The organism is Vibrio sp. 1159, from assembly GCF_033340395.1.
Classification (GTDB): Bacteria; Pseudomonadota; Gammaproteobacteria; order Enterobacterales; family Vibrionaceae; genus Vibrio; species Vibrio alginolyticus.
The window spans coordinates 216,044-228,196 of sequence record NZ_JAWOWL010000002.1; the positions used below are offsets into that span (position 1 = coordinate 216,044).

Below are 12,153 nucleotides of genomic sequence, written 5' to 3' on the forward strand. Positions count from 1 at the left end.
AATCAAATGAGATTACAGATTTGTGATTTATAAATGAAATTGTGCAAAATACCCCTCGTTCTTAGAGGGGAAAGAAAATGGACAAATCTCTGCAGCAATTTTTACTGGTTGCACGCTGCCAAAGCATCAGCGCTGCGGCAAGAATGGCAGGGTTAAGCCAGCCAACGGTAACAAGCAATTTAAAGAAGCTGGAAGAGAATCTCGGCGTGACGCTGTTTGAACGTCACCCTAATGGCATGGTATTGACCGAATACGGACGCATCCTCTATCGCCATAGCAACGCGATGCAGCATGAATACAACCAAATGATGCAAAGCATTGATGAACGGAAACAATACCAAGTCGGAAAAATTAAAATGGGTACTGGCGATGCGTGGTGGCCGCTGTTCGTCAAAAAAGCACTCAATGAACATCTGAGCAAGCAGCCATCGGCATCTACGCACGTCGAATTTGGCAACCACTTAGGCTTGATGGATTCATTAATCAGCGAACAGATTGAATTCTTCATCGGCCACGAGATTGTCGGCTTGTCGTCTAAATGTGATGTTACGTTTATTCCGCTATTTCAAACGGTTGATGCCTATTTTGTTTCCCCAAACCACCCACTTCTAGGGAAAACCGTCACCGAAGATATGCTGCACGAATACCCCGCTCTTTCGGTCACTTATGACGCTAAGAAATTCGCTCACGTCATCGATAACCCAATCCCGAAGCAAAATGAACGCGAAAGGCAGCAACTGGATGACAGACCGACTTACGAAGTGGATTCTCTGCTCGCCAGCATTGATGTACTGAAAGAAAGCGTCGCGGTGATGTCTTATACCGGCCACCTCAAACCGTATTTGGAATCCTTTGGCTTACGATGCTTAACCATGGAAAACGAACCAAACCCTGGCACCGTCGGGATTTATCGCCACCGCCGAGAAACCTCGGAATCGCATCTAGATCTGATTGCTGGTATCACTCAGCGCGCTAAATTGCTCAATTAGAAAGTCCAAAAACAGGCGAACTCTTTTCGGTTGATATTGGCGGCTTTGATAAATGACATGTAGATCCGCTTCAGCGCCTTGCGAAAAGGCGCTGAAGTTTTTCATATACCCATCCAAAACCGTTACTAAACGTTGTTTTTTGAGGTCTTGCTGAATATCTAAAATCGATTTCAACGCAATCCCCGCACCGTCCAACGCCCATTGTCGAATCACTTCACCATCATCAGAAAATCGCTTTGGCGTGACCGTGATCGATTGGTGAGACTCTTCATCTTTAAAGTGCCACGTTTTTAATTCTTCATTGCTGCGCACCATGGCTAAGCAGCGATGGTCCGCGAGATCTTGTGGGCTGTTTGGGATACCTTGCTTCGACAAATAATCAGGTGACGCGCACAGCACACGTTGACTCGACGCCAGCTTGCGCGAAATGAGATTGCTGTCCGCTAACTCACCGTAACGAATCACTAAATCGAGCCCCGATTCAGCCAAGTTCGATAAATTATCATTAAGATAAAGATAAGGCGTCACATCCGGATATTGCTCAGAAAAAGCCGACACCATCGGCGAAATAATTTGTTTGCCAATATCTCGTGGAGCTGAAATTTTCAACGTTCCGCGCACTTCCGAAATACCCGTTTGCAGTAAGTTTTCCGTCTCTTTCACGCTATCAATGATGTTCAGACAAGCTTGATGGTACATTGCCCCTGCGTCTGTCAGTGATACGTGGCGTGTGCTTCGGTTGAGCAGCTTTACGCCATAGCGTTCTTCTATCGCTTGCAGCCTTGCCGTTACCGTCGCCGGAGACAAACCTAACTCCCTTCCCGCCGCTGCCAGACCTTGATGTTTAACGATGCTGACAAACAACGTCATATCCGAAAACTTATCCATCTTCGCGCCCTTGTTGTTTGGAAAAACTGAATAATCAATTCAGATATTACCCAATTATCAAATTAAATCGAATCCATATACTGACCCTATCGACATTGTTTAGACCCAGAACGTTATGTGACAGGGCAAAGTTAAACGCCGTAACGCTGTACAACGCACAACAACACGCCCTGCCCAGCCAGAGATAGGAAACAAAACATGAAACTGTACATTTATGAACATTGCCCCTTTAGCGCCCGCGTCCGTTTTGTTGCAGGCATGCTGAATATTCAGCTCGACGTCGTCAACATTGCTTATGACGACGAGAGCACCACCACAAACATCATCGGCGCCAAACAAGTTCCTCTTTTGATCAAAGACGATGGTGAAGCCATGGCGGAAAGCTTAGACATCATCAACTACTTCCTTGAATTGGCATCTTCCAATGAAAGCAGCCAACCCTCAACACCGGTTTTAGACTGGCAAAAACAAGCGTTTTTACCGCTACAAAAAGTCGGGTATCCGCGTTGGTCAAACATGACGTTACCGGAATTTGCAACAGAAACCGCGAAACAAGCATGGCGTGCAAAAAAAGAAACCGAAGCGTTAAATTTTGAAGCTTTGATTAACGATACACCTGCGATTGCGAAAGAAGTCGCCGCTTTGATAGAACAAACTAAACCCTTGCTCAACCTAAGTTCAGAAAAGCAAACGTCACTGGTTGATCAAGCCATTATGTTCTCCATTCTACGCGGCTTTTTCAGTGCGCCCGAAGTGCAATGGGATCCAGCCGTACTTCATTGGATGGCAACCGCTCGTAAAGCGACCAACGTGCCAGTACTTATCTAAGGAGCGCATCATGAAACAAAGAACAAATAAGCTGTTTGAACCAGCTCAACTGAAAGCGTTGTCACTACAAAACCGTATTGTCATGGCACCAATGACTCGCGCACGCACCACTCAGCCGGGCAACATCCCGAATGAGATGATGGCAACGTATTATCAACAGCGCGCTTCTGCCGGGCTGATCATTTCCGAAGCCACACAAATTTCGGACGATTCTCAAGGCTATTCGTTCACCCCTGGCGTTTACACCGATGCTCAAGTGGCGGGCTGGCAGGGTGTGACCCAAGCGGTCAAATCACAAGGCGCAGCGATGTTTTGTCAGCTATGGCATGTGGGCAGAGTCTCTCACCCAACATTCCAAAATGGTGAACAGCCTATCGCGCCATCTGCGCTCGCTCCGGTAGAGACGCAAGTTTGGATTGCAGATGAACAAGGCAACGGCAATATGGTCGATTGTGTTGAGCCACGCGCCATGACACAAGCGGATATCAACCGAGTTGTCGGTGATTTCGCGAACGCAGCCAAACGCGCCATTGAATCGGGTTTTGATGGTGTAGAAATCCATGGCGGGAATGGGTATCTGATCGATCAGTTCTTAAGAACCAACTCAAATCATCGAACAGACAACTACGGCGGTTCACGAGAAAATCGTATCCGTTTTCTTATCGAAGTAGTGGATGCAGTTATCGCCGCTGTTGGTGCGCATCGAGTTGGAGTGAGATTGGCACCATTCATTACGTTTAAAGATATGGACTGCCCAGATATCGTGCCAACGATCTTAGAGGCATCAAAACAGCTACAGGAGCGCGACATTGCCTACTTGCACTTGTCCGAGGCCGATTGGGCCGATGCACCAACGATTCCAGAGACGTTCCGAATCGAACTTAGAAAGCGCTTTCGCAACGCTATCATTGTCGCAGGTCGCTACGATCCTCAACGAGCAAACGAAGTGTTAGAGAAAGGCTACGCGGATCTTGTCGCATTCGGACGACCATTCGTAGCAAACCCAGACTTAGTCTCTCGCTTGCAACATCACCATCCGTTGGCAGAACTCGATGGCTCAACGTTGTTTGGCGGAAACGAACGAGGCTACACCGATTACCCTGCTCTGCAACAGGAATGCGCAGAACAGGCCTAACAAAAAAGCCCCAACCTAGCTGCTACGGTTGGGGCTGTCACCAAACTAAAATTGGTTTTAGCTAGCTAAATCTGGCTAAGAGTTAAATCACTTCTAACGCGCCGCTGCGCCAAGGTTCGATAACCACTTTGATGTGGTCGTTGGGAGTCATTAACTGTCTAAACGCATCTTCCACACCATCGATCCCTACTTTGGCAGTGAGCATTTTCTGCCAAGGCAACTTATGTTCGGCAATCGCTTGTAGGCATTGCTCAAACTCGTGCGGTTGGTAGTAGTAAGAGAATCTCAAGTCGAGCTCTTTTACCGTCGCGTACGCGTAGTTAATGATTGCGGGTGTCGTATGGATACCCGAGATGACGATTCGCGCTCGGGCAGGGGCGCGGCGCATAAAATCGTCAATCAAGGTATGCTTGCCCACACATTCATAAATGACCAGACGTGAGTTCATCGCGTACTGATCACCAACGGCGATCTCGTCTTCCTTGGTCGGGTTGATCAATCGATTTGCGCCAAACTCGCTGGCAAGTTGCAGCTTTTCTTCCTGAAGATCGACCGCAAGAATATTGCTGACGCCACGTTGTTTCAGTGCAGCAATCACAGCCAGCCCTATAGGACCGCAACCAACAACCAGCGCTGTTTCTTCCGTCTCGATTTCACTGCGATTGACCGCGTGCAAACCGACCGCCAGTGGTTCAGTCAGTGCCGCCGCCTCAGATGGCATTCCGTCTGGGACAGGTAGCAATAACGCTTCATCAAGCAGGAAGTACTCAGAGTAAGCGCCATAAGTACCCGGAGTAACACCAACGCCCGCGCCATTTTGGCTGAGCAACATCGGCACTGAGGTGACTCGGCTACCAACGGACAACGTTTGCTGCGTATCGGCACCGTATTCGATAATTTCCGCGCAGAACTCATGCCCCAACATCACTTGAGCGTGCTCACCGGATTCATCAGGTATCAACCCGAGCTGGTGGAATACATCAAATACCTCATCCGCGTGTCGAGTAATGTGAAGGTCGGAGCCACAAATGCCACAGGCAAGGCTGCGAACCAACACTTGTCCCGAAGCGGGTTTGGGGATTTCGACTTGCTGCAGGCGGACTCGGCCATCCTGCATTACAATACTGTTCATCTGTTGCATGGGGTTACTCCGCTAGCTCATCGCTTAGGCCAGCAATCGCACCCGGTTTGATATAGCGCGCAGTGAAGCCTTGCGCTTTGGCAGCGGCAACTACCACTTGCTCAATCCAACCTGCATCCATAATGTTGATGAAGTTACCCTCTTCGTCAAAGTTAATGTTCGCACCTTGGATCACCATAAAGCCATCAGCACCACCCGACTCTTCTGGACAGTGAAAGGTATGAATCGAACCACCTGGCTCATACAAATAACTACCAGCGGTTTGGACTTGGTCTGGGTATTCAATGTAGTGCCAAGCGCCACTCAGTGTATAGAAATGCACCACACCAGTATGGAAGTGCTTAGGTAAAGTCACGCCCGGTTTGAATTTGGCGCGAATCACCCACGTACCGTTTTCTGGATCAAGAAACAATGGGTAAACATCCACACCCGGTAGCGCGTCTTTGATGATCGACTCTTCATTGGTATTAAGAGTTAATAAGAAATCTTGGTGCTGAATAACTTCTGGTAATGACATAACTTACATCCTCGCTATTGCTGTAATGTGGCGTACTCGCCTATCCCATAAGTGGGTACTTAAAATTCTCGAAACCGTCAGATGCGCTGATGGTACAACCGTTGATACAGTTGGCTTTCTCGCTGACCAGAAACGCCACCACATCAGCAATCTCTTCTGGTTGTGTGAAGTTTTGACGCATCTGTTCTTTGCGGATGTGGTCCCACAGGCCAACCTCTTCGTATTGCCTTAACATCGGAGTATCAACGCGTCCCGGAGCGACAGCGCAAACACGAATACCCAATGGTGCGAGTTCTAATGCGGCGCATTTGGTCATCATATCGACTGCGGCTTTACTGACGTTGTAGGTAAAGGTCATCTCAGACGCCATTCGTCCGTAAACAGAAGAAGTATTGAGGATCACGCCCGGCGTGCCTTGCGCTTGGAATTGTCGCCCAGCGGCGAGAATGCCGTAGTAGACACCATTTTGGTTGACCTTTGAGATCGGCTCAAAATCGGCAATTGGGTCGTGGTCAAGCAGAGGTTTCGGCGCGCCAATGCCTGCGTTGTTGACCATGATGTCAAGCGAGCCAAACTGTTCGACCGCGCACTTCACCATAGCTTCAACTTGTTGGTAATCGGAGACGTCCGCGACAAAGGTTCCCAACTGCTTTGGGTCAAAACTTGTGTACATTTGCAGTGATTGTTCTGAAATATCGACAGCAAGCACTTTGGCTCCTTGCTCTCTCAGCTTTGCAATGATGGCTTGGCCAATTCCACCAGATGCCCCAGTCACAATGGCCGTTTTATTGATAAGTTCCATACACCTTCTCATCCATGCGTTGTTGTTATCAAAATGTAACCTAGAGCAACTCACTGACACTCACTTGACCTTTTGCGAAGTAAATTTGATACATTGCGATTTACAACCTGTTAACATTTAAAAATCGAGACATGTATATCGTACGAAGTGGCGCTGCCGATAAATTTGATAGCTTGGTTTCCGAACTAGGGCAGAATCCGGTTGAAATTATGGCTGCCGTCGGGTTGTCTGCGGCGCAATTTCGCGATCCCGATACCTATCTCGCTTATCCAAGGTTGGCTGAATTACTGGAGGAAGCGGCTGCTCGTTGTCAGCAACCGTTGTTTGGTGCGTTACTCGCCGATCGCCAAAACCTGCAAAGTTTGGGCGATTTGCCGATGTTGGTTTCCCGCGCAGAAACGGTTGGTGATGCCTTGGCGCGGGTGAATGATTTTCTCTATCTGCATTCGTCAGGGGTCACTCTCAACATGACGCCACAAGATGATTGGGTACGGTTGTCGCTCAGTATTGATGTGCACAGTGAACGCGGTATCGCGCAGTTGATGCAATTGAGTGTGTCGCATCTGGCGATGTTTATTGCCAGCCTGCTTGATATTGAAGCGAGCCACTTCTCTTTACACCTCACCCAACACGCCAGCTTCGAGGCAGAACAGAGCGCATTTGCCCAGCAGAGCAAACTGCGTTTCGGTGATAAGTTTGACGGTATCCTACTTAAAGCGAGTCTACTTAACGCTAAGAACCACCAAGATGAAGACGCGCTAGAGCGCCATTTTCAGCAGCACCTCAAAGAGCTGCAGACCCGTTACCCTAATAATCTCAGTGACCAAGCGGCCAATATGATTGGTCGTTTGCTATCGACTGGAGAATGCAGCGTGGAGCGTGTCGCCAGAGCATTGGATTTACACCCGAGAATGCTGCAAAGCAGCAGGGCACGAGTTATCGACAGCTATTGCAACAAGTGCGTCAGGATTTCGCCGAACAGCGATTGCATGAGAATATTCAGAGTATTACCGATATCGCGTTGCAACTGGGCTATGCAGAAACTGCGGTCTTCAGCCGCCACTTTCGCCGTTGGACGGGGAAATCGCCGAGACAATGGCGACAAGAAAAAACTCAGTTACAAACGTTTAAGCCCATCAGATAAAAGCATAGATAACCTATCGCTCAGACCAAAAAGTGTGAGGTGGGAGGGTTGGTATCGAGAATTTCAGCAATCACAGATAACCCGTGTTTGATGTAGCCTCGATTAGTCTCTACTCCCAAACTGATTCGCACGTAAGGCATTGGCTGATTAGTATCGAGAACAAACGGTTTGTATCCCGTAATCTGCACCCCTGAACGCTTAGCCGAAGCAACCAGGTCATCGCTATTCCACTGCTCGGGTAGTCTCAACCAAATGTGCTGTCCATTCGGGTGCGAGCTATAAACATGCCCTTCTAAAGCGGCTTTTGCTATTCGCTGTCGTTTAGCAAACTCATTGACTTGAAAGCGAATAAGTCGATTTAACGTACTGTTCTCGATCCACAAATGAGCAACTTCAAATGGTAATGGAGTCGCAGACCAACTCGTTGCTGCTAAACGACCAATCGCGTGCTGCAAAAAATGACGTGGGACCGTCAGATAGCCAGTGCGCATGCCTGGCGCTACGACTTTGGTTAAACTGGTGACATAGAAAGCTTGTTCGGGTAACAATGTGGCAAGGGGTGGGACACGGTTAGGTTCTAGTGCTCCATACACGTCATCTTCAATGACATAGATGTCGTATTGCTGCGCAATATTCGCTATCGCCTCTCGGCGTTCAACATCCATATGCGCACTAGTCGGGTTAGCCATGCTCGGTGTGCAACACAATACCTTGATTGGTTTGTGTTTACATGCCCATTCAAATGCATCCGGCGTTATACCAAACTCATCCATTTCAAGTGGTTGCAACTTAAATCCAAGCATTCTCGAGCGAGAGATCAAGCCATGATCAACCAAGTGACCACAAGCAACTAAATCACCGTGTTCAACAACTGTGCTTTAAGCCAACGTTAAACCATGGCATGCACCATTTGTGAGTAATATTTGATCGGCACCCACATCCAGCCCTTGGCTACTTAGAAATCGTGCTCCTGACTCAATATGATGAGGCTGACCTGTTACCGGCTTTGCTTTACTGATCAAACCACGATTGTTTGTTTGCCCAGCAATCTCCATTAACGCCTGATTAAAAAGCGTAATGTGGCGATCGGTCACCACTGGATGTGCAATCGACATATCAATTTCATCCGGCGTTTCTTTCATCTCTTGTGTCAGCATGAACTCCGTGTCCGTACTTTCATCCACAAAACCTGATTTGACAAAAGTACCATTCCCAACCCAAGACTCGATCGCCCCTTTTTTCTCTGCATAACCATATGCATGGCTCACCGTTTGTACGCTGACGCCAATTTGTTCTGCAAACTCACGATGTGTGGGTAATCGAGTCCCCGGTTTTAGATAACCACTGCGGACACATTCGACAAGATAGTTACCAATGGAGATGTATTTAGCGGTGCCTGGCCGAATGATCGGGTTCAAAGAAACTGTCATGACACAATATTTTAATTGATTCATTTTTAACGCTCATTGTAACTTCCATTTAACAAATGGCGAACTTTAACTCACAAAACGAGGTGAAATGCACAAAAATAAACCACAATTGTAATGATTGACATGAAATGTATGGGTTAAACAAACATGTTAAACAGCATCGTTTAATCCAAATACAACCCCAGAGGTAAATTGCAATCATTTTTAACGCAGATCTGGCTAGCTGGTAGAAGGTAGAAATACCTCAGCGTCTCCGAAGGCCCATAAGGCGTCGGATTTCTAACAAGGAGAAAATATGAGAGGCGTTGCTTTGCATTTTACACTGGATGAGTTCCAGGATCGGTTAACGAAAGTTCGGCAATCGATGGAAGAAAGAGAATTGGATGTCCTTATCATTCATGACCCTTCTAACATGGCGTGGCTGACAGGCTATGATGGGTGGTCTTTTTACGTGCCACAATGTGTCGTTGTTGGTCCATCTGATGAGCCAGTTTGGTTTGGACGCTGCCAAGATGCCAACGGAGCATACAGGACTGCGTATATGTCGGCAGAAAACATCACCTACTATCCAGACCATTATGTAATGAATCCGCCGCTACACCCGATGGATTTCCTGGTCGAAGCCGTACTGGCTCCGCGCCTTTGGGATCGTGGTCGCATCGGTGTAGAAAAAGATAACTATTACTTTAGCGCCACCGCTTACGAATCACTCACCACGCACCTACCGAATGCTCAACTTCTCGATGCAACTGGACTAGTCAACTGGTGCCGCGCCGTTAAATCCGATCAAGAACTGGCGTACATGTACCGTGCCGCTCGCATTGTTGAAAATATGCACCGTGTCGCGTTCGACATGATTGAACCAGGATTACCGAAACACCACCTTGTTGCCGAGATTAACCGCCAAGCCGTGCTCGGGCATGAAGACCACTTTGGCGATTACACCGCGATTGTGCCGCTTTTGCCATCAGGTTCTGATGCTTCCGCACCTCACCTGACTTGGGATGACAGACCCTTCAAGAAAGGCGAAGGGACGTTTTTTGAAATCGCAGGGGCGCACCGCCGTTACCATTGCCCACTCTCACGCACTATTTTTCTTGGCGAGCCTGACGACAAGTTTAAACGAGCCGACGAAGCCCTAACTCTAGGACTTGAAGCGGGCTTGAAAGTGGCAAAGCCCGGAAATACCTGCGCCGACATCGCCAATGCACTAAACCAGGTTCTCGATAAAGCGGGATTCTCACGCGAAGGCGCCCGTTGTGGCTATCCAATAGGTTTGAGCTACCCACCAGATTGGGGGGAACGAACCATGAGTTTGCGAGACACCGATAAAACCATCTTGAGAGAAGGCATGACATTCCATTTTATGCCGGGGCTGTGGTTCAAAGATTGGGGGTTAGAAACAACGGAAAGTATCGTCATTACCCATGATGGAGCAAAAACGCTGTGTGACTTTCCACGCCACTTATTTGTTAAACACTAATTTTTCAAACCTCAGGCTCTGTTGAGCTAGGTCTGAGAACTAAAAGGACTTGATATGCAAAAAAGCTCGATCACAGCCACCATAGACTTTGACCGAGAAGGTGTACAGCACGGCTTTTTAACGCTGCCCTATTCACATGACGACTCCGCTTGGGGAAGTATTATGATACCTATCACCGTGATCAAAAATGGTCACGGACCAACCGCACTGCTTACTGGCGGTAATCACGGAGACGAATACGAAGGCATCACCAGCCTGCTAAAATTGACGAACTCGCTTCAGGCAGATCAAATCCAAGGTCGTGTCATTATTGTACCCATGATGAACTTACCTGCGGTACAAAATGCCTCACGTACGTCGTTTATCGATAAGGGGAATTTAAATCGCAGCTTTCCCGGCAACCCCATAGGCACAGTGACCGAGAAAATTGCGGATTATTTTACTCGTTACCTAGTTCCTAAGTGCGATTTTGCGTTAGACATTCACTCAGGTGGTAAAACGTTAGATATCGTTCCGTTCGCCGCTGCCCATCGTCTCGACAATCTCGATCAAGAAGAAGCCTGCATATTAGGTGCAAAACTGTTTGGCGCACCTTACACCATGATCTTGCTCGAAATGGACGCCACCAGCCTGTATGACACTGCCGTGGAGTCTCAGGGAAAAATCTTTGTTACCACCGAACTAAGAGGAGGCGGAACCAGCACTCCAGAAACCATCGCTTATTCCGACCGTGGCATTCGCAACTTCTTACGCTTCTCAGGCAACTTGCCCGGTGACTACGAACAACCAACCCAACCAACTAAGTTATTAGATATGCCTGATGCAAGTTGTTATGTGCAAAGCCAACACCACGGCATCACAGAATACTTATTTGATCTTGGCGATACCGTCAAAAAGGGCGATGTATTAGTGAGAATCTTCTCGACCGAGCGCACAGGTACCGCCCCCGTTGAGTACAAGTCACAGCGCAATGGTATTTTCGCGGCGCGTCGTTTTCCTGCTATGGTGAATATCGGTGACACTATCGCAGTTATAGCCGAAGACTGCGGCGAGATAGGCTGATTGAAAAACCAACTAAAGAAATCAAAACAAATGGCATACCAGAAGCAAACTGGAAAGCAACTTATAACAGCGACCAGTCATCAGCCTTTCATGAAATGATTAGTATTCAACAGGGAGACTCATAATGCGCCTCGATCGCTACGACGTAAAAATTCTACAAATACTTCATGATAATGGTCGTATCACCAAATCTCACCTTGCCGAGGCCATCAACCTATCCGTGAGCCCTTGCTGGGAGCGTGTCAAAAAACTGGAAGAAGCAGGCATCATTGAAGGTTACGGAGCAAAAGTAAATACCGATATTTTGTTCAAACGAACGTCAGTTATGGTTGAAGTTACGCTCAAAGAACACAACGCCCAAGCGTTCAAACGCTTCGAGCAACTGGTTCAACATTCACAAGAAGTCACTGATTGCTATGCCACGGGCGGTGGTGTCGATTACATCCTTAAAATTCAGTCAGAAGATATCGACCAATATCAGCGGCTTATCGACAACTGGTTAGACTCAGATGTGGGCATTGAGCGCTACTTTACTTACATTGTGACAAAAACAATCAAACGTGATGCGGGCACATTCGAAGTAAACCAAAACGCTTTGTTATAAAAGGGAAAATGCGTATCAGGCGTGAACAGAAAAAACACCATATTTAACGGCACTAAAAAGAAAGTTCTGACGTTTTAAACCTCGGTATCAGAAATTATTTCGGTCACTTCTCCATTACAGTTTCATTATG

12 protein-coding genes and 1 pseudogene are annotated in these 12,153 nt (G+C 47.7%); 7 read left to right on the forward strand and 6 right to left on the reverse strand.

The annotated features are described in order from the left end of the window. Positions 1-77 precede the first annotated feature (77 nt). Positions 78-989 carry a LysR family transcriptional regulator gene (locus R7127_RS02710; RefSeq protein WP_053307204.1) on the forward strand — a complete coding sequence of 304 codons (912 nt, stop codon included), beginning with the start codon at positions 78-80 and terminating at the stop codon, positions 987-989. Here the strand turns inward: R7127_RS02710 and R7127_RS02715 are convergent. After that, positions 942-1,877 carry a LysR family transcriptional regulator gene (locus tag R7127_RS02715; RefSeq protein ID WP_064376201.1) on the reverse strand — a complete coding sequence of 312 codons (936 nt, stop codon included), beginning with the start codon at positions 1,875-1,877 and terminating at the stop codon, positions 942-944. The genes R7127_RS02710 and R7127_RS02715 overlap by 48 nt on opposite strands. 198 nt (positions 1,878-2,075) lie before the next feature. Between R7127_RS02715 and grxB the strand changes: the two genes are divergently transcribed. Further along, positions 2,076-2,705, forward strand: coding sequence for a glutaredoxin 2 (grxB, locus tag R7127_RS02720; protein ID WP_064376200.1), 630 nt, complete (start codon positions 2,076-2,078; stop codon positions 2,703-2,705). Positions 2,706-2,715: 10 nt separating this feature from the next. Then, the gene (locus R7127_RS02725) at positions 2,716-3,840 is read left to right on the forward strand and encodes an alkene reductase (protein WP_005392746.1); all 1,125 of its coding nucleotides are present in this window, start codon (positions 2,716-2,718) and stop codon (positions 3,838-3,840) included. An 82-nt stretch (positions 3,841-3,922) separates the two neighbouring features. Here R7127_RS02725 and R7127_RS02730 read toward each other — a convergent pair whose 3' ends face one another. The 3 genes from R7127_RS02730 to R7127_RS02740 are packed head-to-tail and all read right to left on the reverse strand — an operon-like array spanning position 3,923 to position 6,300. Then, positions 3,923-4,981: a zinc-binding dehydrogenase gene (locus R7127_RS02730; protein WP_172563717.1), complete on the reverse strand. Its 1,059-nt coding sequence runs from the start codon at positions 4,979-4,981 to the stop codon at positions 3,923-3,925. Between the two features lie 4 nt (positions 4,982-4,985). Then, positions 4,986-5,498, reverse strand: coding sequence for a 2,4'-dihydroxyacetophenone dioxygenase family protein (locus R7127_RS02735; protein WP_064376198.1), 513 nt, complete (start codon positions 5,496-5,498; stop codon positions 4,986-4,988). 40 nt (positions 5,499-5,538) lie between these two features. Beyond that, a complete protein-coding gene (locus R7127_RS02740; protein ID WP_172563716.1) occupies positions 5,539-6,300 on the reverse strand; it encodes an SDR family NAD(P)-dependent oxidoreductase in 762 nt (253 codons plus the stop codon). Between the two features lie 131 nt (positions 6,301-6,431). Here R7127_RS02740 and R7127_RS02745 point away from each other — a divergent pair. After that, positions 6,432-7,444 (forward strand): annotated as a pseudogene (locus R7127_RS02745) (AraC family transcriptional regulator ligand-binding domain-containing protein). 20 nt (positions 7,445-7,464) lie between these two features. Here the strand turns inward: R7127_RS02745 and R7127_RS02750 are convergent. Continuing rightward, positions 7,465-8,232, reverse strand: coding sequence for a PLP-dependent aminotransferase family protein (locus tag R7127_RS02750; RefSeq protein ID WP_238796078.1), 768 nt, complete (start codon positions 8,230-8,232; stop codon positions 7,465-7,467). A 90-nt stretch (positions 8,233-8,322) separates the two neighbouring features. Further along, a complete protein-coding gene (locus R7127_RS02755; RefSeq protein ID WP_236716936.1) occupies positions 8,323-8,898 on the reverse strand; it encodes a GntR family transcriptional regulator in 576 nt (191 codons plus the stop codon). A 271-nt stretch (positions 8,899-9,169) separates the two neighbouring features. On the opposite strand from R7127_RS02755, the gene doeA reads away from it, so the two are divergent. The 3 genes from doeA to R7127_RS02770 all read left to right on the forward strand — a co-directional run bounded on the left by doeA (position 9,170) and on the right by R7127_RS02770 (position 12,023). After that, positions 9,170-10,357 carry an ectoine hydrolase DoeA gene (doeA, locus tag R7127_RS02760; protein ID WP_005373780.1) on the forward strand — a complete coding sequence of 396 codons (1,188 nt, stop codon included), beginning with the start codon at positions 9,170-9,172 and terminating at the stop codon, positions 10,355-10,357. Positions 10,358-10,411: 54 nt separating this feature from the next. Next, on the forward strand, positions 10,412-11,419 hold the full coding sequence (gene doeB / locus R7127_RS02765; protein WP_005373782.1) for a N(2)-acetyl-L-2,4-diaminobutanoate deacetylase DoeB: 1,008 nt from the start codon (positions 10,412-10,414) through the stop codon (positions 11,417-11,419). 124 nt (positions 11,420-11,543) lie between these two features. Further along, a complete protein-coding gene (locus R7127_RS02770; protein ID WP_053349313.1) occupies positions 11,544-12,023 on the forward strand; it encodes an Lrp/AsnC family transcriptional regulator in 480 nt (159 codons plus the stop codon). Positions 12,024-12,153: the final 130 nt, after the last annotated feature.